At 61.4% G+C, this 25,720-nt stretch carries 23 protein-coding genes; 17 read left to right on the plus strand and 6 right to left on the minus strand.

Going from position 1 to position 25,720, the window contains the following annotated elements; genetic code table 11:
• The first annotated feature begins 62 nt into the window (after positions 1-62).
• The 16 genes from TSACC_RS10120 to TSACC_RS10195 all read left to right on the plus strand — a co-directional run bounded on the left by TSACC_RS10120 (position 63) and on the right by TSACC_RS10195 (position 18,782).
• On the plus strand, positions 63-950 hold the full coding sequence (locus TSACC_RS10120) for a DUF58 domain-containing protein (RefSeq protein ID WP_075079186.1): 888 nt from the start codon (positions 63-65) through the stop codon (positions 948-950).
• Positions 947-1,462: a DUF4381 family protein gene (locus TSACC_RS10125; RefSeq protein WP_075079187.1), complete on the plus strand. Its 516-nt coding sequence runs from the start codon at positions 947-949 to the stop codon at positions 1,460-1,462. The genes TSACC_RS10120 and TSACC_RS10125 overlap by 4 nt, the downstream gene beginning before the upstream one ends.
• Positions 1,459-2,481, plus strand: a complete 1,023-nt coding sequence (locus tag TSACC_RS10130; protein WP_075079188.1) for a VWA domain-containing protein — start codon at positions 1,459-1,461, stop codon at positions 2,479-2,481. Before TSACC_RS10125 ends, TSACC_RS10130 begins: the two co-directional genes overlap by 4 nt.
• On the plus strand, positions 2,463-4,577 hold the full coding sequence (locus TSACC_RS21820; protein WP_075079189.1) for a VWA domain-containing protein: 2,115 nt from the start codon (positions 2,463-2,465) through the stop codon (positions 4,575-4,577). The genes TSACC_RS10130 and TSACC_RS21820 overlap by 19 nt, the downstream gene beginning before the upstream one ends.
• Positions 4,577-6,511, plus strand: coding sequence for a BatD family protein (locus TSACC_RS10140; RefSeq protein ID WP_075079190.1), 1,935 nt, complete (start codon positions 4,577-4,579; stop codon positions 6,509-6,511). Before TSACC_RS21820 ends, TSACC_RS10140 begins: the two co-directional genes overlap by 1 nt.
• The gene (locus tag TSACC_RS10145) at positions 6,498-7,238 is read left to right on the plus strand and encodes a hypothetical protein (protein ID WP_153811384.1); all 741 of its coding nucleotides are present in this window, start codon (positions 6,498-6,500) and stop codon (positions 7,236-7,238) included. The genes TSACC_RS10140 and TSACC_RS10145 overlap by 14 nt, the downstream gene beginning before the upstream one ends.
• Positions 7,193-8,041, plus strand: a complete 849-nt coding sequence (locus TSACC_RS10150) for a DUF3108 domain-containing protein (protein ID WP_075079192.1) — start codon at positions 7,193-7,195, stop codon at positions 8,039-8,041. The genes TSACC_RS10145 and TSACC_RS10150 overlap by 46 nt, the downstream gene beginning before the upstream one ends.
• A complete protein-coding gene (locus TSACC_RS10155) occupies positions 8,038-8,970 on the plus strand; it encodes a phosphatidylglycerophosphatase A family protein (protein ID WP_075079193.1) in 933 nt (310 codons plus the stop codon). The genes TSACC_RS10150 and TSACC_RS10155 overlap by 4 nt, the downstream gene beginning before the upstream one ends.
• A 53-nt stretch (positions 8,971-9,023) precedes the next feature.
• The gene (locus TSACC_RS10160; protein WP_075079194.1) at positions 9,024-9,518 is read left to right on the plus strand and encodes a hypothetical protein; all 495 of its coding nucleotides are present in this window, start codon (positions 9,024-9,026) and stop codon (positions 9,516-9,518) included.
• A gap of 12 nt (positions 9,519-9,530) precedes the next feature.
• Positions 9,531-10,508 carry an MDR family NADPH-dependent oxidoreductase gene (locus TSACC_RS10165; RefSeq protein ID WP_075079195.1) on the plus strand — a complete coding sequence of 326 codons (978 nt, stop codon included), beginning with the start codon at positions 9,531-9,533 and terminating at the stop codon, positions 10,506-10,508.
• Between the two features lie 48 nt (positions 10,509-10,556).
• Positions 10,557-11,816: a histidine--tRNA ligase gene (gene hisS / locus TSACC_RS10170; protein WP_075079196.1), complete on the plus strand. Its 1,260-nt coding sequence runs from the start codon at positions 10,557-10,559 to the stop codon at positions 11,814-11,816.
• Positions 11,817-11,889: 73 nt separating this feature from the next.
• On the plus strand, positions 11,890-13,659 hold the full coding sequence (gene aspS / locus TSACC_RS10175; RefSeq protein WP_075080670.1) for an aspartate--tRNA ligase: 1,770 nt from the start codon (positions 11,890-11,892) through the stop codon (positions 13,657-13,659).
• Positions 13,660-13,734: 75 nt separating this feature from the next.
• Positions 13,735-14,340, plus strand: a complete 606-nt coding sequence (locus TSACC_RS10180; protein ID WP_075079197.1) for an SRPBCC family protein — start codon at positions 13,735-13,737, stop codon at positions 14,338-14,340.
• Between the two features lie 8 nt (positions 14,341-14,348).
• Entirely contained in the window at positions 14,349-15,692 is a 1,344-nt protein-coding gene (locus TSACC_RS10185; RefSeq protein ID WP_075079198.1) for a UTP--glucose-1-phosphate uridylyltransferase, read from the plus strand.
• Between the two features lie 36 nt (positions 15,693-15,728).
• Positions 15,729-17,252, plus strand: coding sequence for an NAD(P)/FAD-dependent oxidoreductase (locus TSACC_RS10190; RefSeq protein ID WP_169809602.1), 1,524 nt, complete (start codon positions 15,729-15,731; stop codon positions 17,250-17,252).
• Between the two features lie 3 nt (positions 17,253-17,255).
• Complete coding sequence (locus TSACC_RS10195) at positions 17,256-18,782, plus strand: UbiD family decarboxylase (protein ID WP_075079200.1); 1,527 nt, start codon at positions 17,256-17,258, stop codon at positions 18,780-18,782.
• Here the strand turns inward: TSACC_RS10195 and TSACC_RS10200 are convergent.
• The 5 genes from TSACC_RS10200 to TSACC_RS10220 are packed head-to-tail and all read right to left on the minus strand — an operon-like array spanning position 18,779 to position 22,373.
• Positions 18,779-19,669, minus strand: a complete 891-nt coding sequence (locus TSACC_RS10200; RefSeq protein WP_075079201.1) for a metal ABC transporter permease — start codon at positions 19,667-19,669, stop codon at positions 18,779-18,781. The genes TSACC_RS10195 and TSACC_RS10200 overlap by 4 nt on opposite strands.
• Positions 19,666-20,421 (minus strand): metal ABC transporter ATP-binding protein, encoded by a 756-nt coding sequence (locus TSACC_RS10205; RefSeq protein WP_075079202.1) that lies wholly within the window; start codon positions 20,419-20,421, stop codon positions 19,666-19,668. Before TSACC_RS10205 ends, TSACC_RS10200 begins: the two co-directional genes overlap by 4 nt.
• Entirely contained in the window at positions 20,418-20,843 is a 426-nt protein-coding gene (locus TSACC_RS10210) for a hypothetical protein (protein ID WP_075079203.1), read from the minus strand. The genes TSACC_RS10205 and TSACC_RS10210 overlap by 4 nt, the downstream gene beginning before the upstream one ends.
• A complete protein-coding gene (locus TSACC_RS10215; protein WP_075079204.1) occupies positions 20,844-21,752 on the minus strand; it encodes a metal ABC transporter solute-binding protein, Zn/Mn family in 909 nt (302 codons plus the stop codon). It lies immediately after the preceding gene.
• A 51-nt stretch (positions 21,753-21,803) separates the two neighbouring features.
• Complete coding sequence (locus TSACC_RS10220) at positions 21,804-22,373, minus strand: HupE/UreJ family protein (protein ID WP_075079205.1); 570 nt, start codon at positions 22,371-22,373, stop codon at positions 21,804-21,806.
• A gap of 133 nt (positions 22,374-22,506) precedes the next feature.
• On the opposite strand from TSACC_RS10220, the gene TSACC_RS10225 reads away from it, so the two are divergent.
• Positions 22,507-23,415 (plus strand): D-alanyl-D-alanine carboxypeptidase family protein, encoded by a 909-nt coding sequence (locus tag TSACC_RS10225; protein WP_084400362.1) that lies wholly within the window; start codon positions 22,507-22,509, stop codon positions 23,413-23,415.
• Here TSACC_RS10225 and TSACC_RS10230 read toward each other — a convergent pair.
• Complete coding sequence (locus TSACC_RS10230; protein WP_075079206.1) at positions 23,412-25,718, minus strand: DEAD/DEAH box helicase; 2,307 nt, start codon at positions 25,716-25,718, stop codon at positions 23,412-23,414. The two genes, TSACC_RS10225 and TSACC_RS10230, sit on opposite strands and share 4 nt — an antisense overlap.
• Between the last annotated feature and the right edge of the window lie 2 nt (positions 25,719-25,720).

Below are 25,720 nucleotides of genomic sequence, written 5' to 3' on the forward strand. Positions count from 1 at the left end.
TATTGCGCCTGTAATGGTAATGGGGAGCGCGCAGCCCGTGCTCCCCGGTGTGAACCCCTGCCATGAAAAGAGACCCCAAAGAGATTCTAAAGAAGATTCGCCGTATCGAGTTGCGTACGCGGCGCCTGGTGAACTCCTCGTTCGCTGGTCAATACCACAGCGTGTTCAAAGGCCGAGGCATGAACTTCGAGGAAGTGCGCGAGTATGCACCCGGCGATGAGATTCGCTCCATCGACTGGAACGTCACGGCTCGCATGAATGCGCCTTACGTGAAGAAGTTCACCGAGGAACGCGAGATGACCGTGATGTTGTTGGTGGACGTGAGTGCCTCGGGCAGCTTCGGCAGCGTCGAGTTGAGCAAGCGCGAGCTAGCCGCGGAGGTTGCCGCCATTCTCGCCTTCAGCGCCATCAACAATAACGACAAGGTCGGCCTGATTCTTTTTTCAGATCACGTAGAGCTTTTCATTCCACCAAAGAAAGGCCGTCTGCACACATTGCGGCTTATTCGCGAGATGCTGTATTTCGAACCCAGGGGCACAGGAACAAATATCTCGGTGGCTCTCGATTACCTAAACAAGGTGGTGGCCCGTCGGGCCGTTGTCTTCATGATTTCGGACTTTATCGCTCCTGATTATAGCAAGCCGCTTACCGCCGCCAGCCGCCGTCACGATCTCGTAGCCATGCCGGTGGTCGATCCCGGTGAGGAGACTCTTCCCGACATCGGCCTGGTCACGCTGGAGGACGCGGAGAGTGGAGAGTTGATCGAGATCGACACCTCCAGTCGAGAGACCCGCAACGCCTATGCTGCCGCGGAGGAGCGCCGCCGCAAGGATCTCAAGAAGCTCCTTGGATCAAGGGGCATCGACCAGGTGCCGCTGGTAACCAATGAGGATTACCTTATCCCACTGCGCAGCTTCTTTGAACAGCGTGAAAGGAGGCAGGCAGCATGATGCCCACCCAGCCAGCCGCCACGCCCGCGCCTATCAATGACATCGTCGGCCCGGTGTGGATATTTCCTTATCCCGTGTGGGGAGTGATCGGGGCCGGAGTGCTCCTGCTTGTCCTCCTCGGTGTTGCCGTGTGGTTCCTGCGGCGCAAGCCGGGGCCGCGCATCCTGACCGCGAAGCAGCGAGCGCTTAACGCCATCGCGGCGTTTCGCGCCAAAGGTGCGGAAGCCGACGCCTACGAGTTTGGTGTGAAGGTTTCCGACGCGCTGCGCACCTACATTCGCGATCAGTATGGAGTGGATGCGGTCACCCGCACCTCGGTGGAGTTCCTGGATGTCATCCGCACAAATGCGGTTTTCAGCGCCAATGAAAAAGCCGCCATCTCGGAGTTTCTCGAATCGGTGGACTTGTTGAAGTTTGCCCGTCAGACGGCGGGCGTTGAGCAAATCACCGAGTTGCTCGATATTGCCGAGCGTGTGGTGAACGGGCAAGAAGCAGCGGGAGCGAGCAAATGATGGACAGTACGCCATTCGGTTTCAGTTTTGCCCATCCTTGGGTTCTGCTGCTGCTGCTGCTCATCCCGGTGCTGGCGATCCTGAAAGGTCGTGTCGGGGGCTCCCCTGGCATCACATTCTCCAGCACCAGCGCTCTCGCCGAGATAGGAAAACGCCGCAAGTCCCGGGCAGGGGCCTTTCTCAACATGATCGCCTACCTCGCGGTCGCCTGCATGATCGTAGCCCTGGCGCGGCCGCAACTCGGCCGTACCCTCACGCGGGTGCAGGCCAGCGGTGTCGACATCATGCTCGTGATCGACGTGTCGCGCTCGATGCTTGCCGAGGACTACACCATTGGCAATGAGCATGCCAACCGCATCGATGCAGTCAAGCAGGTGACGGAGCAGTTCATACGGCAGCGTCCGAATGACCGCATAGGAATCATCGCCTTCGCGGGCAAACCATACCTCGTGAGTCCGCTGACGCTGGATCATGACTGGCTCATCCAGAATCTCGACCGCGTACGCATCGGCATGGTGGAGGATGGCACGGCGATCGGGTCTGCCACTGCGGCCGCGGCGAACCGGCTCAAGGACAAGGAAGCCAAGACCAAGCTCATCGTACTCCTGAGTGATGGCGACAATAACGCAGGCCGGGTCACTCCGATCACGGCGGCCGAGGCGGCCAAGGCACTGGGCATCCGCATCTACACGATCGGTGCGGGTTCGCAGCAGCCTACGGTCCCATTTCCCTTTACCGATCCTTTTGGACGGACTCAGTACCAGATGGTGCCGATGGAGTTCAACGAAGACACGCTCAAGGAGATCGCCAAGATCACCAAGGGCAAATACTTCCCGGCAACCGATACCGCATCGCTCAAGAAAACCTTTAACGAGATCGACAACATGGAAAAGACCAAGGTCGAGGTTTCAAAAACCGCCGACTATCGCGACCTCTTCGCGTGGTTTCTCATCGCCGGCTTCGGCTTTCTGAGTCTCGAAATCATTCTTTCCCAAACCGTATGGAGACGTCTTCCCTGACCTTTGCCCAGCCTTGGTGGCTGCTCGGCATCCTGGCTGCGCCTGCCTTTGCGATCCTTTATATCTGGTCGCAGCGGCGCGGCGATGCTCTCATCTCCCGCCTGGTGGCTCCCCGTCTCAAGGCGGAGCTGGCAAATGGGGTAAGCATTGGGCGGCGCATTCTTCGCGCAGTGCTCGTACTGGGGGCTGTCGTCCTCATGGCCATCGCGCTGGCCCGCCCGCAGCTGGGTTTCATCGAGAATGAGATCAAGCATCGCGGACGCGATATCATCATCGCGGTGGACACCTCGAGAAGCATGCTTGCGACCGACGTGCCGCCGACCCGGCTGGCGCGAGCCAAACTGCTGGCGCAGGATTTGATGCGCTTTGCCGCAGGTGACCGCATCGGGCTGGTGGCCTTTGCGGGAAGCTCATTCCTCCAGGCGCCGCTCACGCTCGACCAGTCGGCCGTGCTTCAGGCCCTGGACGAACTCGACACCAATGTGATTCCCAAGGGAGGCACAAATATAGCGGCTGCCATTCGTACTGCCGACGAAGCGTTCGGCAAGGGAGAGGGCAACACACGAGCACTCGTGATCCTTACCGACGGCGAGGAACTGGATGCTGATGGCATCGCCGCGGCGAAAAAGGCCGCTGAGCAAGGCGTGAGGGTGTTCACCGTAGGTATCGGCTCGTCGGAAGGATCGCTTATTCCCATCCCTTCAGAAGGTGGCGGCTCGGACTTCGTACGCGATCAGGCGGGTAAGCCGGTGCAGAGCCGCCTGGATGCCAACCGCCTCAAGGAAATCGCCGCAGCGGGCGGGGGATTTTACCAACCGCTCGGCCCCGATGCCGCCAAGGCCATTTTTGAAAAGGGCATCCTCCCCATGGAGGAGGCGGATTCCACGACCGCGACCTCGCGGCAGCCGATCGAGCGTTATCAATGGCCGCTGGGGTTTGCCCTCGGTTTGATTGTGGTCTGGCTGCTCGTTGGCGACCGTCGCAGGCCCGCACGGGTTTTGCGGTACGCGCTCGGCGCTCTCGTCATCCTCCTCGCACCTTCGGCCCGGGCGGATGCTTTGGGCGACTATCAGGCGGGAAATTACGACAAGGCCATGCAGCAGTTTTCCGAGCGACTCAAGGCCAGCCCGGATTCCGTGAAGCTCCAGTACAACGCGGGAGCCGCCGCTTACAAAATGGGCGACTACGGCAAGGCGGTGGAGCATTTTACCAAGGCCATCCTTGCCGAGGACAACAAGCTCCGTGAGGAGGCTCTTTATAACCTGGGTAACTCCCTCGTGCGTCGAGGCGAGGCAGCCAAGGGCAAAGAAGAAAAGAAGGCGGATTGGAAGAACGCCATCCAGCACTACACCGAGGCATTGAAGGTCGATCCCAAGGACAAGAAGGCCGAGGAAAATCGTGAGATCGTGAAGAAGCTGCTCGAGGAACTCGAAAAGCAGGAGAAGCAGCAGGACCAGCAAAAGAACGATCAGCAAAAGCAGGACCAGAAGGACCAGAAGGACCAGAAGGACCAGAAGGACCAGAAGGACCAGAAGGACCAAAACAAAGATCAGCAGCAGCAACAGCAGCAGAATCAGCAGCAAAAGGATCAGAATAAGGACCAACAGCAGAAAGATCAGCAAAACCAGCAGCAGCAAAACCAGGACCAGAAGAAGGACGACAAGCAGGAGCAAAAGCCCGACCAGCAGAAGCAACAGGGCCAGGGCCAGAACTCCCAGGATCAAAAGAAAGATCAGGACCAGAACGGAAAGTCCGGCGATCAGGAGAAAAAGGACCAGCAGGGCGGGGATAAGAAGGATCAGCAAAAAGATCAGCAGTCCAAGGGCGACCAGAAGCAGGATCAGAATCAGCCCGCGCCCCAGCCGACGCCCGGAGAAAAGAAACAGGGCGAGTTGAAGTCTGCCGGAGACCAGCAGGGCCAGCAGCAACCCCAGGGCCAGGAAGGCCAGGGGGCGGCCGCAGGGGAGGGCGAGGAAAAGGACGGGGAAATGTCTGCCGCCCAGGCTCGCAGCTTGCTAAATTCCCTGCGCTCCGACGAAGAACGCGTGAAATTGATGCAACGTCAGCAAACAGAAGATACGGTGAAGGACTGGTAATGCATACGCTAACCAATAAACGGATGAAGTTTGGCGCAGTCGCGTTGTTGGCCGCGATGCTTGTGGCGGCCTCCAGTTACGCCCAGAAGGTGTCGGCCGATCTTTCCCAGGAGGTTACGGCCGTCGGCGAGGCTGTGCAGTTGAATATCTCGGTGACTGGTGCGACCGGCGCCCGGGTGCCTGGTCAGCTCAAAGTCGACGGACTGCAGATCGATTTTGCGGGTCGCAGCGAGCAGATCAATATCATCAACTTTCAGAAAACTGTCTCGGCGGTTTATACCTACCTGATCGTTCCTCTCAAGACGGGCGATTTCACCATTCCTCCGATCGACGTTTTGATCAACGGACAGAAGTACAAGACAGCTCCGCTGACGTTGCGGGTGGGAACCAGTTCCGGAGGGTTCGCAGGCGGGCAGGGGCAGCCGGGTCGCGCCCGTTCGCCCCAATCCCAGATGCAGGCTCAGATGCAGGCGCTCATGCAGTTCATGAATCAGGGTGTGCAGCCGCCGCAACCCCAGCAGATTCAGCCGGGGCAGCAGAGTCAGAGCCGTCAGTCCTCTGCTGGCGACGATGCGGAGCCGGCCTACGGAGACCTGATCATTCCCAAGACATCAGCTTACGTTGGAGAGGTCATTCCCGTGGAGATCCGGTTCTACTTTAATGCCAACTATCCTACCCAGTTGCGGGACCACCCGACTTTTGGCGGTGACGGATTCACCGTGATGGACTTTTCAAAGCCCACCCAGCGCGAGCAGGAAATCAATGGCGTCCCGTACAACGTGGTGATCTTCCAGACGGCGATTACGGCGGTGAAGTCCGGCCCGTTGGAGATTCCGCCCGCGAAGATCGAGGGGCGTATCCAGGTTCCAGCTCGGGGAAGTTCTCAGGATGACTTTTTCAACGGATTCTTCGGTGGTCAGGGATTTGGCATGACCGCGCGCGACATGACGGTTTCCACGAAACCGTCCAAGATCGACATCAAGCCGCTGCCGAAGGACGGCCGTCCGGATGATTTCTCCGGAGCCATCGGACAATTCTCGCTTGATGCCAAGGCGACGCCAAAAAAAGTCGATGCTGGCGAACCCATCACCCTTTCCGTGAAAGTCGCAGGGCGTGGAAACTTCGGTGCGATTACGGCGCCGACACTTTTGGACGCGGAGAACTGGCGCAGCTATCCGCCGAATGAGAAATTCACCCCGAGTGCCTCCGATCCGATCGGCTACAATGGCGAGAAGGTCTTTGAGTACACCATCGTCGCTCGCAATGATGCAACCCTCACCCCGACACCGGAGTTTTCCTTCTTTGACCCGGCGGTCGAGAAGTACGTGACGCTCAAGGCCGCCCCCATCGCGGTGGTGGCTCGGGGATCGTCCACTGCGACCCAGACCACGACGGTCCAGGCGGCATCCAGCAGCCCCACACCCCAGGCCGCGACACCGGCCCCTGCGACACCGGCTCCTGCGGAGAAGGTCGTGGATCTCGTGACGAGCTTCCGGCGCGGAGCATTCCTGCCGACATTGACCGATCCGACCTTCCTTACTGTGAACGGAGTAGTGGCTCTCGCGTTGCTTGCTTTGCTTGCACTTGGCATTCTCCGTGCGGTTGCGAGTTCCGACGCATCGCAACGCGCCGCTCGCTTGCGGGAGGTACGGCGCACCTTGCATGCTGCGGAAGATCCCAGCAAATCCGCGGAGGAGTTCTTTGCGCTGGCGGCGGACTTTGTTCATGGCCGTCTCTCCATTGCGGGAGGCCAGGGTTCAACCCGGGATATGTTGGAGTCGAGCAAGGTCTCCGAGGAAACGCGCACGGCGATTTATGCGCTGCTCAATCAGGCTGATGAGGCCCGATATGCGGCTACTCATGGCACCTCGCTCGATCGCGAGGCCCGTCACACCTACATCCAGCAACTCAAGAAATTCGATGCGCAGGTTTAGCTCACTTCTCTTGGTCAGTTTTACGGCGGCAATCCTTGTTGGTCGCGTGCAGGCAGGTCCCGCCGAGGATGCTGCGGCAGCCTACGCAAAGGGGGATTATCAGGCCGCCGCCCGCGGATATGAGACTGCGGTGGCTACGCTGCCGAGTTCCGGGCTCTACTACAATCTCGCCATGGCGGAGATGAAAGCGGGCGACCGTCCTGCGGCGGCGCTGAATTTCCGCCGTGCTCTTGTTCTCGATCCGCGCATGGTCGACGCGAAGATCGCGCTTTCCGAGATCGAGCGATCGCAAGGTCTGCCCGTAGCCAAGGAGGGCATCTTTGACAAGATCAGCCCCTACGTGCCTTTCGCCACGATCATCACCGTAGGGAGCGTGCTGTTTTGGCTCGGTGCTTTTCTCGCGGTCGGCCTGCTTGTCTTCCGGCGCGGCGGCATTGGCGTGGTCATGGGAGTGGTCCTCGTCGTGATTGGCGGAGCCCTTGCTGCGGCGGCTTTGATTTCTGAACCCGCCTGGGCTCAGCGTAATGATGGGGTGGTTATTTCCACCAAGCCCGTCGCCTTGCTCGATGCCCCGGCTGATCAATCACCCACGCTCACGAATCTGCCCCCGGCCTCGTGCGTTCGCATCATCAGCAAGCGCGGAGAGTGGACCTACTGCGAATCTCCTGGTGGAGAAAAAGGATGGCTACCCTCGGCAAACTTGCAACCCGTCATTCCCGCAGCCTGATCGCTGCGCTGGCTGTCGCGGTGTTCCTGCCAGCGGCGGGCTATGCTGCTGGCGAACCGTGGGCGGGCAAGATCACACCGCTTACGAAGGGAGCCTTCCCGGACATCCCTCCGTTTGAGGGGGAGTTTCGCTTTGGCTGGTCCGACATCGAGGCGGCGCGTGCGAAAGCAATCTTCGATAAAAAGGGGGACAAGTACGTTGTCGATGTGTCCGGTGGCACATCGGGTTTGGCTCGCACCCTCTGGTCGCTGGATGCCACTCACCACGCGGAGTTCTATGTGGATACGTTGCGACCCACGGCTTTTGATCAGGTGGAAAAATACGCCAAGCGTACCATCACCACGCGCGGGGAGTTTCGCCCAGATGGTTTCTGGCGGCATCGGGAGTCCAAGCCCGGCAAGCCGGAGAAATGGAAGAAGATCAAGATCGAGCCGATCTGGGACATGGTGGCCGGGATGTTCTTCGTGCGCAGCCAGCGCCTCGCCGATGGCGACAAGGTGGTGATCAATCTCTACCCCGGCGACTCCGCCTTTTTCACCGAGATCAGCGTGCTCAAGCACGAGAAAATCACCATCGATGGCAAGGCGCACGATGCGATCAAGCTGGAGTTCAAACCCCAGCGCATCACCCGCAAGGACGGCAAATTTGGCCTCGAGCCTCACGGCAAGTTCAAGCGCGGCGTGGTCTGGCTTTCCGACGACAAATACCGGATGCCTCTGCGAGCCGAGGTGGATATTTTTATCGGCTACGTGTTCGGAGAGCTTGCCAATGTGAGGTTCCAGGATGGTAGCACTCTTCCGTGACCGATACACGGCTCGTTGCGGACCTCTCCTCTCTCACTCGTCGTCTCAAGGCGCTTGCGCCTGAGGCGAGGAGTGTGGCCATGCCGGGCGTGCCGGATGATGTGGCTCGGGCGGCGGCATCGGACAATGACCTGACTCTTGTCGATGGCACTCCTGATCTTGCGGTGATCTATCGTCCGGGGGAGGAGAATGTCCATCTCCCTCACAGTGCACGCTTCGGTGAGGTCGCGGTATGTCGTTCCGTGGCGAACTCCGCGGCCTGCTGCCGCAGCGCCCCGGCCCGCCGCTACATCTCTCTCCGCGAGTGGGTGGAGGGTTGGTTCCCGGAGAACTCCAGCGCCGGTCGATTTCTCGCTCACCGCCTGGTCTCGCAAGCCGTGGCAGATCGCCTGACCGTCGCGAAATACCCGGGCAACTCGGAGTGGTTCGCCGTGGCCGACGGTGTGGACATTTCTCGCGCCGGAGCAGGGGAGATAACGCGGTTGCTCACTGTGACCTATTTCGGAACCGGCCTGTTTCCGATTATGCCCGCCACGGTCGCCTGTCTCGGGATGGCTCCGCTGGGACTACTCGCGGTGTGGTTGATGCCACCGCTGGCGTTTCAGCTTCTCTGGTTCGCGGTGGCGGTGGCGGCGACGTGGGGGTGTTTCGTATTGGAGAAATGGTCGGCGAGGCGCTTCCAGTCGGAGGACCCGAAGGAATTCGTCCTCGATGAGGTGGCCGGGCTGGCGCTGGTCTGGGCCTTGCTTCCTGCCCACACTGTGGCGGCGGTGCTGTGGGGAGTGCTGGCGTTTCGCGTCTTCGATATCTTCAAGTGGGGCGTGAAATGGGTCGAGCGCCGCAACTGGCCCGGGACCATCGTGTGGGATGATCTTGTCGCAGCCTTGTACGCTGCGGCGGTGGTCTGGCTCGGGTATCGGGTTCTTTAGCGCCCTGTCGATTTTCATGGCGTGTGGCCGCCTCGTTGGCTAGGGAAGGGGGCATGATCGCTCTCCGGTTATTCGTTGCGGCTCTTGCCGCCGCCGTCCTGGCCTCCTGCGCCACCACCACTGCTCCGCGGCATACCGGCAATCCGCCCGTCCTCGCCAAGCTCGAGGCCATGGGCATCGACAGCCGTACGTATGCGAAGATCGCCAACCATCGCATCCTCGATTTCGGCGACATTCTCGGCCTGCTGAAGAAGGGCGTGCCGTCGCCGGTCATTCTCACCTACATCCAGAGCACCCACGCGCCCTACACCCTTACGGATGATCAGCTCAACCAGCTGATGAATGCCGGAGCCAGCGCCGACCTCGTGAACTACCTCGGCAAATCCGTCGGCTTCTTCGAGGCCACTGAGCGCAGCCAGACCGGCGGCGCGGGCAAGTGGAAGACCGATCCGTTCTTTGCCGATCCGTATTACATGGGTGTCGGGCCGTTCCCATACGCCTGGCCGGATGAGTGGTACGACCAGAACTGGATCGCAGGCGTCTTTTAACCTTTGCCGATCATGAAGGCGGCCCAGCTTTCCTCTTTCGGTTCCGCCAGCGACGCCCTGCGCGTCGTTGATCTGGAGATCCCCAAGCCCGAGGCAGGCGAGGTGCTCATTCGCATTCTCGCCTCGCCGATCAATCCCGCCGATCTCAATGTGATCGAGGGTACGTATGGCGAACTGCCTGAGCTTCCCGCGGTCATTGGCAATGAAGCTGTCGGACGCGTCGAGGAGGTCGGGCCGGACGCCACGCGCTTCGCCGTCGGAGATCTCGTCATTCCGCTGACCAGCGGCAACTGGACGCAGCTCCGGGTTCTCCGCGAGGACGAACTCATCAAGATTCCGGCGGATACCGAAGTCCTCCAAGGCTCCATGCTCCTCGTGAATCCCGTCACCGCGTGGTTCATGCTGAAGGATTGCGTCGACCTTCACCCCGGAGATTGGGTGGTGCAAAATGCCGCCAATTCCGCCGTCGGTCGCTCCGTGATTCAAATTGCCCATGCTCGCGGCCTGAAGACGCTCAACGTCGTCCGCCGTCCCGAACTGATCGATGAACTCAAAGCCCTCGGAGCCGATGTCGTGGTGACTGAGGAGACCGACCTGCGTGCCTCGGTCGAGGAACTTTGCGAAGGCACCCGTCCGCGTCTCGCTCTCAATGCTGTCGGCGGGGCCAGCGCCCTCAATCTCGCCAATGCCCTCGCCGACCGGGGAACGCACGTGACTTATGGGGCCATGGGGCGCCAGCCGCTCAAGATTCCCAACGGCCTGCTGATTTTCCGGGAGATCACCTTCCGGGGATTCTGGCTGCGGAACTGGCGTTACGACGCGACCCTTGCTCAGAAGGAAGAAACGCTCGGCGTCCTCGCGACCATGATCGCCGGGGGCAAGCTCACTCTGCCTGTGCACCGGACCTATCCGCTCGACGACATCCATGCTGCCCTCGCAGAGGCCGCCGAGGGACAGCGCTCGGGCAAGGTCGTGATCGATCTGCGCTGACGGGTTGCCTCCGCGCTCCGCGTCCGCTAAGACTGTCCGTCTTTACCCATGCAGAATCTACCTGGCTTCCGGGATTTCCCACCGGAAGATTGCGCCCGCCGCAACTACATCCTGAATACCTGGCGCTCCGTCGCCCGTCGCTACGGCTTTGTCGAGTACGATGGCCCGACCCTGGAAAGCGTCGAGCTTTACGCCAAGAAGAACGAGAGCGGCGCGGAGATCATGCAGCAGCTCTACAGTTTCGAGGATCGCGGCGGTCGTCCGGTCGCTCTGCGCCCCGAGATGACTCCCACGCTCGCCCGCATGGTGGCCTCCCGGGAAAAACAGTACAAGAAGCCCATCAAGTGGTTCTCCTCCAGTACGTTCTTCCGCTACGAGCGCCAGCAAAAGGGCCGCCTGCGCGAGTTCATCCAGCTGAATTGCGACCTCATCGGCGAAACCGGCCCCGCCGCCGACGCCGAGGTGCTGGCCCTCGCCATTGACCTCGTGCGCGCCTTTGGTTTTGGCCCGGAGGATTTCGTCGTTCGACTTAGCGACCGCAAGGCGTGGATGGATTTCCTCACCGCCCGGGGTGTTCCTGAGGCCCAGTTCGGCACGGTGCTCCAGGCCGCTGACAAGATCGAGCGCGAGTCACCCGACTCCCTCAATGCCAAGCTCGCTCCCGCCGGGCTTACGGTGGACGACCTGAAGGCCTTCATCGCCTCCGGAAGCCCGGAGTCTTTCCGTCCGCTCATCGAGGAGCTAACGGCTCGCGGACTCGCGGGCTACGTCGAGGTGGATCTCTCCATCGTGCGCGGACTCGCCTACTACACCGGAGTCGTCTTCGAGGTCTTTGACCGCTCGAAATCCATGCGCGCTCTGGCGGGTGGGGGACGGTACGACGACCTCATCGCCGGGCTGAGCGATGGCGCGGCGAATCTCTCCGCCATGGGCTTCGGCATGGGCGACGTGGTGCTGGCAAATTTTGTCAGCGAAACGCCGAAGGCGGCCGAACGTATGGCCGCCGCATTGGCTGCTGACGCTCCGGTCGATATTTATGTGATCATCGCCGACGCCACCCGCCGGGCGGAGGGCTTGCAGACCGTGCAGGCCTTGCGCGATGCGGGCTGGAAGGCTGATTTCTCACTCGCCGGGGCCAAGGTCGGGAAGCAATTCCAGACCGCCGAGGGGCTGGGGGCGAAATTTGCCGTCGTTGTCGGTGGCGAATGGCCTGAGGTGAAGGTGAAAACCCTCGCCACCCGGCAGGAGGTGCAGGTGCCGCAAAGCGGGCTTGCGGATTGGCTGAAAAGCGGCGAAAACTCCCTTTGACCACAGAGAACACGGGAGCACAGCGTCGAGTTCTGTGCCGACCGCGCTCTCTGTGGTTTGTTTTTCTGATTTTATGACTTATCGCACACATCATTGCGGCGCTTTGCGCAAGGCGGACTCCGGTTCGCGCGTCACCCTCTGCGGCTGGGTGGATTCCCGTCGTGACCACGGCGGAGTGGTTTTCATCGATCTCCGCGACCGCAATGGCATCACCCAGGTCGTTTTCCGCCCCGAGGAACATGCCGAGGCGGCCTCCGCTGCCCACGGCCTCCGCGTTGAGGACGTCGTGCAGGTTTCCGGCACCGTGGCTCCGCGCCTCACCGGCACTGAGAACACCAAGCTCGCCACCGGCGAGATCGAGATCGTGGCCGACACGCTCGTCATTCTCAACAAGGCTGACGTATTGCCTTTCCCGCTCGATGAGGATTCGGTCAACGAAGACCTCCGCCTCGAGCACCGCTACCTCGACCTCCGCCGTCCGGCGATGGTGCGCAACCTCACCGTGCGCCACAAGGTGGTGAAGACGACCCGCGATTATTTCGACCGCCAGGGCTTCTTGGAAATCGAGACGCCGGTCCTGTCGAAGAGCACGCCCGAGGGCGCCCGCGAGTTCCTCGTGCCGAGCCGCATTTTCCCCGGCAGCTTTTACGCTCTGTCGCAGTCTCCGCAGCAGTACAAGCAGCTCCTCATGGTGGCTGGCCTGGAGCGCTATTTCCAGATCGCCAAGTGCTTCCGCGACGAGGACCCGCGCGCGGACCGCATTACTGAGCTGACCCAGGTCGACCTGGAGGCTTCTTTCATCACTCAGGAGGACATCATCGAGCTGATCGAGGGATTGCTCGTCGAGATCTTCCGCGAGGTGCGCGGCGTGGAGATTCCGCGTCCGTTCCTGCGCATGACGTATCAGGAGGCGATGAACCGCTACGGCAGCGACAAACCCGATCGTCGCTTCGGCCTCGAGCTCATCACGCTCGACGAGGTTTTCAAGGCCAGCGAATTTAAGGTCTTCCGCGGCGCGCTTGACAATGGCGGCACCGTGAAGGCGATCAACGCCAAGGGCTTTGCCGGCATCACCACCGGGCAGATCGAAGGCCTGACCGAGCTCGCCAAGCAATATGGAGCGAAAGGCCTCGCCTTCATCAAGGTTGAGAACGGCGAGTGGAAGTCGCCCATCGCGAAGTTCCTCACCGACGCCGAGAAGCAGGCGCTCATCAGCCAGCTCGGCATCGAGGAGGGCGACCTGATCCTCTTCGGCGCGGGCGACTGGGAGACCGTCTGCAACGTGCTCGGCCGCATCCGCCTCCGCGTGGCGGAGCTGCAGAAGCTCATCACAGACCCGAACGCCCTGGAGTTCCTCTGGGTCGTCGAGTTCCCGCTTCTCGCCTACAACGCCGAGGAGCAGAAGTGGAACGCCGTTCACCATCCCTTTACCCGTCCGCATGCCGATGACGTCGCCCTCATCGAGGCGGGCGAATACGGCAAGGTTCGCGCCCAGGCCTATGACGTCGTTTTGAATGGCGTGGAAATTGGCGGCGGCAGCATCCGTATCCACGAGTCCGATCTGCAGGCGAAGCTCTTCGAGGTGCTCGGCATCTCGCCGGAGAAGCAGCAGCTTCTCTTCCCGCATCTGCTCAAGGCTTTCCGCTTTGGCGCTCCTCCGCATGGCGGCGTGGCGCTCGGCGTGGATCGTCTGGTCATGCTGGCAGTTGGCACCGAGAACATTCGCGACGTCGTGGCGTTCCCGAAGAACAACCGTGGCGAAGATCTCATGATGAGCTCGCCGACCCCGGCCGAGCCTCGGCAGTTGCGCGAACTGGGCATCCAGGTCACCCGCAAGGCCTAGCCTTTTCCCCGGTTACATTTTCGTTATCCGTCCGTCCGGTTTGCCAAAACCGGCGGACTCGGGTATGACTGCGCCATGAAGTTGCGATTCCTCCTCCCCCTGGCGGTTCTTGCCGCGTCTGTCGCTTCTCTTTCCGCGGACCTCCTCAGCGAAGTCCCCAAATACGCCCAGGACGAACTGGCCGAGGGCCAGATCGTCGTCAAGAGCGAGAATATTCAAGGCGCACCCTGGCCGAAGCTTATGCTCTACCAGGTGGTCAATGCCTCGCCCTCCGTGGTGTGGAATCTTTTCAACGACTATGCCGCGGCCCCGGAGTACACCCCGGGCCTGATCGCAGCCAAGATCATCGAGACCTACCCCGATGGCAGCAAGGACGTGCAGTACACGGTCAAGGTGCCGATCATCCAGCGCGCCACCTACGTCGTCCACAATACGTATACGACGAAGGGTAAAATGCAGGAGGTGGCCTGGAATCTGGTGAAATCGCCATTGGCCAAGTCCAGCACCGGCTCCCTGCGCATCGAGCCTTACGGCAAGAACCAGACGCTCCTTTGTTACACGAACCTCGTGGTTCCGATCACCAACCTCGTGGCAGGCCTCAAGAACGAGGCGCTTTCCGAGGCCAAGACCACTGTGCGCGCGCTCAAGGCTGAAGCCGAGCGCCGTGCCTCCGGTTCCTAGATTTTTCAATGTCAGCATCATTCGATCCCTTCCGCCAAAAAATGGAATCGGCCGGCCTGAGCAAGGCGGCCATCGCAGCATTTGAACGCTCCTACGGCCTGCTGGCCGCCAATGAATCGGGCCTGATCCCCGAGAGCGCCATCACTCCCGCCCAGGGACTGCCGCTTTACGAAGATGTGGCAACGACGCAGGCAACGCCCGACCTCCTCGCCAAGACTGTCCTGCTCAAGCTCAATGGCGGTCTCGGCACCGGCATGGGACTCGAGAAAGCCAAGTCGCTCCTGCCCGTGCGCGACGGTCAGACGTTCCTTGACCTCATCGTTCGCCAGGTGCTCGCCGCCCGCAAGGCCACGGGATCGGATCTGAAATTTCTCCTGCTGAATAGCTTCAGCACCAGCGAGGATACGCTTGCGCATCTCGCGAAGTATCCCGAGTTGGGCAAGCCCTCCGACCTTGAGCTGATGCAGAACAAGGTGCCCAAGATCGACGCCGCCACGCTGGCTCCGGTCGAATGGTCGGTCGATCGAGACCACGAATGGTGCCCGCCGGGTCATGGCGACCTGTACCCGGCCATCCTGGGTTCCGGCATGCTCCAGCAGCTCCTCGACGCCGGATATCGCTATCTTTTCGTCAGCAACTCCGACAACCTCGGTGCCACTCTCGATCTCGGCCTGCTCGGCTGGTTCGCCGCCTCCGGCAAGCCCTTTGTCATGGAGGTGACGGCCCGCACCGCCGCCGACCGCAAGGGTGGCCATCTCGCCAGCCGCGCCACGGATGGCCAGTTGCTCCTGCGCGAGTCGGCCCAGTGCCCGGATGAGGACATGGATGCCTTCCAGGACATCTCGAAGCATCGCTATTTCAACACCAACAACCTCTGGCTCCGGCTCGACCTCCTTGCCGAGGCGCTCGACGCCAACGGCGGCCTGCTTCCGCTGCCGGTCATCAAGAACAAGAAGACCGTCGACCCGCGCGACAAGAAATCGCCCGCCGTCTACCAGCTTGAGACCGCCATGGGCGCTGCCATCGAGTGCTTTGCCGACGCGGGTGCCGTGGTCGTGCCGCGTACGCGCTTTGCCCCGGTCAAGACGACCGCAGACCTGCTCGCCCTCCGCTCGGATGCCTATGTCATCACCGACGACGGCCGCGCGGTGCTCGCCCCCGAGCGCAATGGAATTCCGCCGGAGATCAATCTCGACGGCGACCACTTCAAGATGGTCGACCAGCTCGATGTCGCCCTCGCGGGAGGCGTGCCGTCCCTCATTCGCTGCAAGCGCCTCGATGTCAAAGGCCCGGCCAAATTCACCTCCTCAGACGTATATGAGGGTGATGCCGTGGTCGATGTTCGTAGCTAGTTGCCAGCCCGTGCCCGCTCGTTTATGGAGAATCGCGTGAACGAGCTGTACGATGTCGTGGTGGTAGGGGGAGCCTTTTCGGGGGCTTCCACCGCCTTGCTGTTACGCCGTGAGCGTCCACAGCTCCGCATCCTGATCGTGGAGCGAAGCGAGCATTTCGATCGCAAGGTGGGGGAGGCGACTACGGAAATCAGCGGGTGCTTCCTGACGAAGCGCCTCGCGATGAACCACCACCTTAACCATCACCACGTGCCCAAGCACGGCCTGCGGTTCTGGTTTTCGCAGAATGCCTCCGACAGCTTCGGGGATTGTGGCGAACTCGGAGGGTTCTATCAAACCCGCCTGCCCACCTTTCAGGTCGATCGCGAGGTATTGGATGAATACATCCTCGCCGAGGCGGTCGCCGCAGGCGCGGAACTCCTTCGCCCCGCGCGGGTGAAGGATATCGAACTCGGTGAAAAACTCCAGACGCTCCATCTGGAAACCACCACGGGCGAGCATACCGTCTCGGCAAAGTTCCTCGTCGATGCCAGCGGACGCGCGGGAGTGCTTTCGCGCAAGCTCGACCTTCGCCGCTCGCTGCCGGATCATCCCACCCGCTCCATCTGGGCGCGTTTTCGCGGGGTGAAGGATTGGGACGGCTACGAACTCAAGAGCCGCTTTCCGGGGTATGCAAATTCCTGTCAGGTCAGCCGCGCCACCGCGACGAATCACCTCACCGGCTATGGTTGGTGGTGCTGGATCATTCCGCTGAAGGGCGGCGACTACAGCGCGGGTCTCGTTTACGACGAACGCCTCTACACTCCGCCTGTCGGGGCAACCGCTGCCGACCGGCTCAAGGCGCACATTCTCAATGATCCTGTTGGCCGGGAAATCTTTGGTCAGGCCGAGGTCGTCGAGGGCGATGTGAAGTCCTATGCCCCGCTGCCGTATTACGTCGACCAGATCGCGGGTCGCGGCTGGCAGATCGTAGGCGACGCCGCCGGGTTCCTGGACCCGCTTTACAGCGCGGGCCTGGACTATTGCTCGTGGACGGTGAGTTCGGCGGTCTATCGCATCGAGGCGGAGCTGGATGGTTCGCCGGTTGATGTGCCCATGATCAACAAGCATTGGCTCATGTCCTATCACGGCTGGTTCAACGCCCTGTACCGCGACAAATACTATTACCTCGGCGACAAGGAGCTCATGACCGCCGCGATGCTGATGGATCTCGGGCTGTTCTTCTTTGGCCCGGTTCGCTCCGTCGTGCATTGCCTGAAGTACGGCTTTGGCCATCTGCCATTTACCGGACCGATGGACTCTTTCGTTTGCAAGCTCATGGCGTTTTATAACGGGCGTCTGGCGCACATCGCCCGCAAGCGCCACGCGGCGGGAGTCTATGGCAGCGAGAACCTGCGTAGCCGCACGCTCATCGCAGGTTTTGCCCCTACGCCCGAGGTGCTCAAGGTCGTGTGGCGCGGAGTGAAGGTCTGGCTTCGCGCGGAACTCCGCAGCGCGCGCCTTCCCGCCGTGGCGGAGAAAGAAATTTCTGCCCCTGCGGCTCCGGCCACCGTATCATAGGAAATGGCTTATTCGTCCTACCGCGATTTTGTCGAGACCCTCGAGCGTCACGGCGAGTTGAAGCGTATTTCCTCGCCCGTCGCGACGGAGCTGGAGATCACGGAACTGGCCGACCGGGAAATGAAATCACCCGGAGGGGGCAAGGCCCTGCTCATTGAGAAACCGACGATCAACGGCGTGGTCAGCCCATTTCCCGTGGCGATCAATACCATGGGCTCGTGGAAGCGCATGGCGCTCGCCATCGGCGCGGAATCCGTCGAGGCGGTGGCGGAGGAACTCGGTATGCTGATGAAGGCCAAGCCGCCGACGAGCATTAAGGAAGCCCTCAAGCTTTTCAGTACGGCCATTGAGTTGCGCCACGCCAAGCCGCGCAAGGTGAAGACGGGTCCCTGCAAGGAGATCATTCATCGCTTTGACGCCCCGGCCTCGCACACTGGCGAATGGCCTGCCGCGCCCGATGTGGCCGATCTTTCCACCATCAACACCCAGCCGCCAACGCTTCTCGATATCCCGATCCTGCGTTGCTGGCCGCTCGATGGCGGGCGCTTCGTCACGCTGCCCTGCGTGGTGACGCGCGACCCCGATACCGGCGAGCGCAACCTCGGCATGTATCGCGTGCAGGTTTACGATGGCCAGACCACCGGCATGCACTGGCAGCTCCAGAAGGTCGCCGCGCGCCATGGCCGCCGGTACTACGAGACCGGGCAGAGAATGCCGGTGACGATCTTTCTCGGTGGCGATCCGGCATTTCCATTTGCGGCGACGGCCCCGCTGCCCGATGGCCTCGACGAGTTTCTCCTCGCCGGTTATCTGCGCCGGAAATCCATCGACCTCGTGAAGTGCGAGACGAATGACCTCGAGGTGCCCGCCGATGCGGACTTCGTTATCGAGGGTTACATCGACCCGACCGAGCCTCTGCGCATGGAGGGACCCTTCGGCGACCATACGGGCTACTACACGCTGCCCGAGCCGTACCCCGTATTCCACGTCACCGCGATCACGCATCGCAAGGACGCCGTTTACCCCGCGACCATCGTGGGCATTCCTCCGATGGAGGATTTCTACATGGGCGCGGCCTCGGTGAAGCTCTTCATGCCGATCTTCAAGATGAACTTCCCGGAGATCGTCGACATCGCTCTCCCGGCCGAGGGCGTCTTTCACAATGCCGTCTTTGTCAGCATCAAGAAGACCTATCCCATGCAGGCCTACAAGGTCATGCACGGCCTCTGGGGGATGGGGCAGATGATGTTTACGAAGTACCTCGTGGTGGTGGATCACGATGTCGATGTCCACAATACCAGCGAAGTGCTTTTTCATCTCTGCGCGAATACCGACCCGCAGCGCGACAGCATGCTCACGCGCGGCCCGGCCGATGTGCTCGATCACGCCACCAGCGAGATCGGCATCGGCGGCAAGATGGGCATCGATGCCACCCGCAAGATGGCGGGCGAGGGCTTCAAGCGCGGCTGGCCGCCTCTTATCAAGATGGACCCGGCGGTCAAGGCCGCCGTGGATCGCCTGAAAGGCTAGTGTTTTTCCTCATCCCACCGGCTGAGTGATTCCTCATGCAGGTGGCGGGCCTTGAGATGGCGGATGATGATGCCGTATTTCGGGCTGAAGAGATACGCGGCGAGAAACACCGTGCCGAGCACCATGATGATGGCAGGACCCGAGGGAATATTGGTCCAGTAGGAGAGGATCAATCCAGCCACCGCGCCGCTCGCGCCGAGCAGGCCGCCGCACCAGGACATCTTCGAGTAGGAGTCCGATAGCAGGTAAATCGTCGCCGCCGGGAGAACCATGAGCCCGAGCGAAAGCAACACGCCCACGGCCTGGAGGGACGACACCATCGTGAGCACGATGAGGACGATGATCAGGCCGAGCAGCCAGTCGACCGCGACGCCCTGGGTCTTGGCCACGGAGGGCTCGAAGAGCGCCAGCAACAGCGGTCGATGCAGGATGACGAGGGAGAGCAGCACGATGGCGCTCACCGCAAAGCTCGTCCAAAGGTCGCTGTTGGCGATGCCGAGGATGTTGCCAAAGAGGAAGTGATCAAGGCTCACCTTGACGTGGGCAAACTTGATGATCGCGACGCCAAGCGCGAAGGCGATGATGTAGAGCGACGCGATGGCCGTCTCGTCCTTTACCCGCGAACTGCGCGCAATGAGATGTCCGCCGATGGCGACGAAGAACGCCGCCAGCAATCCGCCCAGCAACAGTCCCGCCGTGCTCAGGCCCACCAGCATCGCTGCGATGGCCAGGCCCGGGAGGAGGGAATGCGAAAGGGCGTCGGCCATCAGTGCGAGACGACGCAATACGACGAAGGCGCCGATAAAGCCGTTGGTAAATCCGATCAGCACGCACGCTACCAGCGCGCGCTGCATGAACTCATAGTGGAACAACTCAAAGAGACTCATGACGCGTGCGGCTCGTGGTGATGATGATGGTGCGGCTCCGAGCCGGAGAAGATTTTCATCGCGAACGTCTTCTCAATGTTGGCCGTGGTGAAGGTCTCACTGGTCGGACCCGAGGCAACGAGTTCGCCATTGATGAGCAGGACATGGTCGAAAAGCTCCGGAACCGATTTCAGGTCATGGTGCGAGGCGATGATCAGCTTGCCGCTTTTGCGGAGCTTGTGCAGCGCTCCGGAAAAAGCCTCCTGCGCGTTGCGGTCGAGCCCTGTGAAGGGCTCGTCGAGCAGATAGATCTCCGCCTGCTGCGCCCAGGCTCGGGCGAGAAAGGCACGCTGCTGCTGGCCGCCAGAAAGGGCCTTGATCTGGCGGTCGGCGAAGGCTTCCAGCTCGGTTACATGGAGCGATTCCTCCACGATACGATCATCCTCCGCGCCGAACTTGCGCCAGAGCCCCAGTGACGGATACCGGCCCATCTCGGCCAGTCCGCGCACGGTGATGGGAAAATCCCAGTCCACCGCCTCGCGCTGCGGGACATACGCGATGGCGTTCTTCCGATTCCCTCCGTGAACGGTGACTTTCCCGGTTTCCATCGGCACGAGTCCGGCGATGGCCTTGAGCAGCGTGGTCTTGCCTGCACCATTGGGACCAACGAGGGCCACCAGCGAATGCGAGTTGAGCGTGACGCTCAGGTGATGGACGGCGGGGACGCGGTTATACGAGACCGTCGCGTCGGTGATGGTGAGGCGAGGCGTCATTGGGCGGGGGCGGTGAAATCAATAACCTCGGTCGCGGTCTCCGCTCCCCATATGCTTTGGTCGGCGAGATCGTCGCCGTCATGCGTGATCTTTACGCGGGCGGCGTTCTCCGATTCGGTGTGCGACCATTTGATGGTGGCGACGAGTTCCACCGGGGTTCCGGCTTCCACGGAAATCTCCCGCGAGACGCGGGGAGTTTCCGGGGGAGTATCGAGAACGACCTTCCCGTTGTTCTCGATGCGAAATGCGGCGGGAGAGGTGCTCGTCGCCTCGACCGTGACAGTGACGACCTTCTTTCCACTCTCACTGGCCGCCGGGAGCGCAGGTGTGGGCCGGGGTTTCGTCAGGTTCGCGATGGCGACCCCGGTGATTCCCAGGAGCACGATGATGGCGCAGAGAGCGGCCAGTGGAGGATTACGCATTTATTGAAGGGCTTCTACGATCGTCGTCACGTTGTGGCGAATCATGGAATCATACGTGTTCGCCTCCTTGTCGCCTAGTCCATCTGCGTAAATTGTGCCGCCGAGCTTCGCCCCGGTCTCGCGGGTGATTTCCGAGAGCACCTTTGGATTCTCGATATTCTCGGCAAAGATCGCTTTTACGCCCTTGTCCTTGATCTCTTTGATCAGGAGCTGAACCTTCTGCGACGAGGGCTGGTCACTCGTGCTGATGCCCTGCACCGGGAAGATCTCAAAGCTGTAATCCCGGGCGAAATACCCCAGTGCGTCGTGCGAGGTGACGAGGATGCGCTTGGATTTCGGGAGCTTTGCGATCTCGATCTTGGTCCACTTGGCGAGATCATTGAGCTTGGCAAGGTACGCCTTGGCATTTTCCTGGTAGGTGGCGGTGTTGGCCGGGTCGATCTGGATCAGCGCATCACGGATGACGCGGGTGGCAATCTTTACATTCTCAATGCTATGCCACCAATGGGGATCAGGCACCTTGCCGTCGGCATTAGGCGCAATGTGCTCGTGATCGTGGCCGTCGTGATCTTCCTCCTCGGTGGTCATGATGGGAGTGATCGATTCGCCAACAATGACGAAGGTCGGGCCGGACCCCACGGCGGTTTTCACCTTGGAGAGGAAGGACTCAAACCCGAGGCCAGCGGCGAGAACGAGCTTGGCCTGCGAAATCGCCTTCACGTCGCCCGGGGATGGCTCAAACTCGTGCGGATCGATGCCCGGTTTGACAATGCTCGTCACCGTCACTTTGTCTCCGCCGACGTTCGTGGCGATGTCGGAAAGGACGGTGCTGAGAGAGGCCACCGGTACGGTGTCAGCCGCCTGAAGGGCTACTGCACCGGCGAGAAATGCGATTATTGCAAGCTTCATGCGACAAGAATGGATGATGCTTGTCGTTTTGCAAGTGATTTGCAGATAAATTTAAGCGAGGAGAATTCCGCCTACGAGGACGGCGGCTCCGCAGGCGCGAAGAGCCCAATCCTTGGCGGTCGTACCCACCAGCTTGCCCGCGCCGATTCCGACGAGGTGCAGCGAGGCGGTGGCGAGGACGAATCCGGCACCGTAGAGCAGGCTCATGCTGTTGGCCGGGCACTCGGCGCCATGGGCGTAACCATGGAACACGGCGAAGACCGCGACGAGCGCGGAGCTGGCCCAGAGCGGAACCTTCACCGCAAAAGTGATCAGCACGCCGAGCAGCAGCACCGAGGTAAGGATGCCGGTTTCCACCATCGGAAGCGGTATGTTGGCAAAGCCGAGGACGCTGCCGAGGATCATTACTCCCACAAAGCTGGTCGGAACCGCCCAGAGTGCACGACCGCCGAGCTGCACGGCCCAAAGCCCGACGGCGATCATCGCGAGAAGGTGATCAAGCCCGAAGAGCGGGTGGGTGAGTCCATGCGAGAAATCATGTACGACGTCGACTCCCGTGTGGGCGTGAGCAAGCAACGGTGTGAGAGCAAGCAGTGCAACGAGCGCGGATTTCTTGGCCATGGGGGGCGTTATATGCGCAACGGCCTCGCGAACAAAGTGGAATTTCCCCGGAAAGCGCGCCTTTTTTCGTGGGAATCCCGCCGGACGATTCTTCGTGCTTGATTGATGAAACGCCGGAAGATTTCGTGCCCGGATGTTTCGTCATAGGGTGTTGATCTTAGGTTTGCTGGCGCTGGCCGGCTGTGCAACGGAATCCACGACTCGCACCTCGACCCCCGCGAGAGTCGAAGCCGCCCGCCCGATGATCGCGGCGGCGCCGGTGACAGCTGGTCCGATCTGGCCCGCCTCGGCACCTCAAATTCACGCCCGCTATGCGATCATGATCGATGCTCGTACGGGTCGCACCTTATACCAGAAGAACGCCGACGTGCATTCCCAAGTGGCGAGCACACAGAAGCTCATGACCGCTCTCGTGCTCCTGCAGCGGGGCGATCTGGCGGGAACTCTGACAATCGCGCGGGAGGATACGTTGGTGGAACCGGGTAAGCTCAATGTCCGCGCCGGGCAGACCTATTCCCGCGTCGCCCTGCTCTCGGCCATGATCGTGAAAAGCGAGAATGACGCCGCGGCAGCGCTTGCCCGCGACCATGCCGGCAGCATTCCGGCTTTTGCCGCCGAGATGAACCAAGTCGCACGCGAGATCGGCGCAAACAATTCCTATTTCGTCAATCCGCACGGCCTGCCCGCCTCGCAGTTCTCGACCGCCCGCGACATGGCGATCATCGCCTTTCATGCGTATCGCGAGCCAATTCTCCGCCGCCTGATGGCCACGAAGTACTACACCTTCCTCTATGCCGACGGCCGCACGAGGCAGCTGGAAAATACCAACAAGCTCCTTGGGCGCTCCATGATTTGCAACGGCATGAAGACCGGCTTCACCAATGCCGCCGGGCGTTGCCTCGTTTCCAGCGCGACGAATGGCAGTCGGGATGTGATTCTCGTCCAGCTCGGCAGCAAGACGAATTACATCTTCGATGATGCGGAGACGATGATGCAGTGGGGGCTGAACTCTGCTTCGCCCTTCTCGCTCGCGTCCTACTAGCCGACCAGTTCCCGCAAATCCTCGGTGTCGAGCCGCTCCAGAGCGGTGTCGGCATCGACCGTGCCCTCGAGGAGTTCGCGCTTTTTCTGCTGCATGCGCAGCACACGCTCCTCCACCGTATCGCGGGCGATCAGCTTGATCGAGGTTACCACGTTCTTTTGTCCGATACGGTGGGCTCGATCGGTGGCTTGCGCCTCGACGGCGGGGTTCCACCACGGGTCAAAGTGGATCACCGTGTCCGCCGCCGTGAGGTTGAGACCCACGCCGCCCGCTTTCAGGCTGATGAGAAAGACCGGGATGCCTGCATCCGTCTGGAACCTCTGCACCACGCCCTCGCGGTCTTTCGTTGAACCATCCAGCCGGCAAAAGCTGATGCCTGCCTCGTTGAGATTCTCTCCGATGAGGTCGAGCATTGAGGTGAACTGGCTGAAGACGAGCACGCGGTGCCCGCCGTCGATCGCCTCGGACAATAGCTCACGCAGGGCGTTGAGCTTCCCGGACTCCGTTCCATCAGGTGCGCCGAGCAGTCGCAGGTCGCAACACGCCTGCCGAAGGCGCAGTAGCGCCGTGAGCACGCGCATGCGGGTGGCTCCCGCGCTGCTGCCCGCATCCTTCATCGCGTCGACTTGCGAGCGCGCAGCCTGCTGGAGCTGGGTGTAGGCGGTTTTTTGCTGATCACTGAGCTCCACCTCGATGACCTGCTCGATCTTGTCCGGGAGTTCGGTGAGGATTTCCTGTTTGCGGCGGCGGAGCAGGTAGGGGCGCAGACGGCGGTTGAGCCGCTCCCATGCGGAACCAGCGGCTCCGTTCAGAAGCGGTGTTTCGTAGGTGTCTTTGAAATCCTGCCGTTTGCCGAGATAGCCAGGGAGCAGGAATTCGTAGAGCGACCAGAGATCCCGCAGCGAGTTTTCGATCGGCGTGCCGGTGAGAATGAATCGGCTCTTCGAGCGGAGCGCGTAGGCCGATTTTGCATTCTGGCTCTCCGGGTTCTTGATGTGCTGGGCTTCGTCGAGAATGACCGCGCCAAACTCGTAATCCCGGAACATCTCGATATCGCGGCGCAGCAGCGCATAGCTCGTGATCGCCAGGTCATGCTGCGGGATCTTTGGGAAGAGCTGGACGCGTTGCGGGCCGTCGAGGGTGAGGACCTTCAGGCCGGGCAGGAAGTGAGCGGCCTCGCGCTTCCAGTTCCACACTAGAGATGATGGGCAGACGACGAGGGCGGGGGACCGGAGCGACTCCAGCATGGCGAGCGTCTGGACCGTTTTGCCCAGGCCCATCTCGTCGGCCAGCAAGCCGCCCAAGCCCGAGCGGGCGCGTTGCAGGAGCCAGAGGGCGCCTTCGCGCTGGTAGGGGCGCAGGGTGTTTCGGAGCGAACCCAGTTCGCTTTCCGGCAGTAATTGCGACGCCTGAGGGTTGGCGCGCCCGGTCCACTCCGCGACGCTGGCCTCCATGTAGGCGCGATGCAGGGGGGAGAGGCGGTAGCCGCCGCGCTCCTGCTTCGGGTCGCAATCCCGCAGCACCTGCTCGATCTCTGCTTCCAGCCCCGCATCGGCCACGGCGATGCGACCATCGCCCAGCTTCACGCTGCCCTTGCTGGTCTGGAGGAGATTGCGCAGATCGGTGGGGGAAAAGACGGCGTTCTTCCCGGCGGTGTAGTGGACGTGAAAGTCCAGCCACCCGTCGCCGCGCTCCTTGAGGGCAAAGTGCGGCTCGATGCGCACGATGTCCTTCGTCACATGCTGGAAACGCTCGCCTTCCTCCACCTGCCAACGGCCTTTCCACTGGGGCAGGGTATTCGCAAAGAACTGTACGATCTGCTCCTCGCTCTGAAGCGCGGCCTTGCCCTTGTACTCCTGGAAGCCCGCTCCGAGCATTTCGGTGAGCACCTGGGCCTCGGCTGCCGGGTTGGAAACGCCGGGCTGGGAGTAGGAAAATGAGATTTCCGCCTCGAGATGGCGGAGGGAACCCTCCAGTTTCACCTGCACTTTGGGAGCTTCTGCCGTGGGAGCAGATGCAGGGCGCTCGACGCGAGCGGGCTCTGGTTTTGCGGCCTTGCGGGGGTGCAGCACCTCCAGCCCCACCGCGACGGAGTGCGCGCAGATGATCCCGCGCACGCGGGAGTCCCGGCACGGGCAGAGGTTCTCCACGTCGATCGGGTTGCGCATGCGCAGGCCGGCGGGGAATTGCTTCCCGCCTTCGGAATACCTGCCCCGCAGGACGGGTGGCTCGTACCTGGCCTCGATAATGCGCCCCGCCTCATGCAGGGCGCGGGCTTGTTTGACGACCGGCCAGCCGGCCATTG

This window comes from Terrimicrobium sacchariphilum, from assembly GCF_001613545.1.
Taxonomy (GTDB): Bacteria; Verrucomicrobiota; Verrucomicrobiia; order Chthoniobacterales; family Terrimicrobiaceae; genus Terrimicrobium; species Terrimicrobium sacchariphilum.

Excerpts from the sequence above, each read along its gene's own strand:
- TSACC_RS10145 (WP_153811384.1), top strand. The coding sequence starts at position 6,498 with ATGCGCAGGTTTAGCTCACTTCTCTTGGTCAGTTTTACGGCGGCAATC.
- TSACC_RS10230 (WP_075079206.1), bottom strand. The coding sequence starts at position 25,718 with ATGGCCGGCTGGCCGGTCGTCAAACAAGCCCGCGCCCTGCATGAGGCG.
- TSACC_RS10220 (WP_075079205.1), bottom strand. The coding sequence starts at position 22,373 with ATGGCCAAGAAATCCGCGCTCGTTGCACTGCTTGCTCTCACACCGTTG.
- TSACC_RS10180 (WP_075079197.1), top strand. The coding sequence starts at position 13,735 with ATGAAGTTGCGATTCCTCCTCCCCCTGGCGGTTCTTGCCGCGTCTGTC.
- TSACC_RS10210 (WP_075079203.1), bottom strand. The coding sequence starts at position 20,843 with ATGCGTAATCCTCCACTGGCCGCTCTCTGCGCCATCATCGTGCTCCTG.
- TSACC_RS10125 (WP_075079187.1), top strand. The coding sequence starts at position 947 with ATGATGCCCACCCAGCCAGCCGCCACGCCCGCGCCTATCAATGACATC.
- TSACC_RS10165 (WP_075079195.1), top strand. The coding sequence starts at position 9,531 with ATGAAGGCGGCCCAGCTTTCCTCTTTCGGTTCCGCCAGCGACGCCCTG.
- hisS (WP_075079196.1), top strand. The coding sequence starts at position 10,557 with ATGCAGAATCTACCTGGCTTCCGGGATTTCCCACCGGAAGATTGCGCC.
- TSACC_RS21820 (WP_075079189.1), top strand. The coding sequence starts at position 2,463 with ATGGAGACGTCTTCCCTGACCTTTGCCCAGCCTTGGTGGCTGCTCGGC.
- TSACC_RS10200 (WP_075079201.1), bottom strand. The coding sequence starts at position 19,669 with ATGAGTCTCTTTGAGTTGTTCCACTATGAGTTCATGCAGCGCGCGCTG.
- TSACC_RS10130 (WP_075079188.1), top strand. The coding sequence starts at position 1,459 with ATGATGGACAGTACGCCATTCGGTTTCAGTTTTGCCCATCCTTGGGTT.
- TSACC_RS10225 (WP_084400362.1), top strand. The coding sequence starts at position 22,507 with ATGTTTCGTCATAGGGTGTTGATCTTAGGTTTGCTGGCGCTGGCCGGC.
- TSACC_RS10205 (WP_075079202.1), bottom strand. The coding sequence starts at position 20,421 with ATGACGCCTCGCCTCACCATCACCGACGCGACGGTCTCGTATAACCGC.
- TSACC_RS10215 (WP_075079204.1), bottom strand. The coding sequence starts at position 21,752 with ATGAAGCTTGCAATAATCGCATTTCTCGCCGGTGCAGTAGCCCTTCAG.
- TSACC_RS10150 (WP_075079192.1), top strand. The coding sequence starts at position 7,193 with ATGGCTACCCTCGGCAAACTTGCAACCCGTCATTCCCGCAGCCTGATC.
- TSACC_RS10120 (WP_075079186.1), top strand. The coding sequence starts at position 63 with ATGAAAAGAGACCCCAAAGAGATTCTAAAGAAGATTCGCCGTATCGAG.
- TSACC_RS10160 (WP_075079194.1), top strand. The coding sequence starts at position 9,024 with ATGATCGCTCTCCGGTTATTCGTTGCGGCTCTTGCCGCCGCCGTCCTG.
- TSACC_RS10195 (WP_075079200.1), top strand. The coding sequence starts at position 17,256 with ATGGCTTATTCGTCCTACCGCGATTTTGTCGAGACCCTCGAGCGTCAC.
- aspS (WP_075080670.1), top strand. The coding sequence starts at position 11,890 with ATGACTTATCGCACACATCATTGCGGCGCTTTGCGCAAGGCGGACTCC.
- TSACC_RS10185 (WP_075079198.1), top strand. The coding sequence starts at position 14,349 with ATGTCAGCATCATTCGATCCCTTCCGCCAAAAAATGGAATCGGCCGGC.
- TSACC_RS10140 (WP_075079190.1), top strand. The coding sequence starts at position 4,577 with ATGCATACGCTAACCAATAAACGGATGAAGTTTGGCGCAGTCGCGTTG.